The organism is Rhizobium sp. PEPV16, from assembly GCF_008919455.1.
Lineage (GTDB): Bacteria > Pseudomonadota > Alphaproteobacteria > Rhizobiales > Rhizobiaceae > Rhizobium > Rhizobium leguminosarum_Q.
Genome location: NZ_VSZV01000001.1, coordinates 1 through 252 on the forward strand (window position 1 = coordinate 1; position 252 = coordinate 252).

Annotated in this window: 1 rRNA gene; it reads right to left on the bottom strand. The window is 40.9% G+C overall.

From position 1 onward, the window contains the following. Nucleotides 1–252, bottom strand: a 16S ribosomal RNA gene (locus tag FY112_RS37110); the annotation flags it as partial.

Consider the following 252-nt stretch of genomic DNA (forward strand, 5'->3'; position numbering starts at 1 on the left):
GGGTTTCTAATCCTGTTTGTTCTCTGTGCCTTCGTCCTTCAACGTCAGTTTGTACATGGAGGGTTGTCTTCACCTTTACCGAGTCCCTTTGGTATAACAGAATTTTATCTCTTCACCTCAAGTACTACCCTCGTCCATAAAACTCTAGTCAAGTATTAACAGATTAATAGTTATTTTGACCGTCTGGGTACCCTTTAAACCTAATTAAGATGAATAACACTAGTCTCTTACGTATTACCGCGGCTGCTGGCA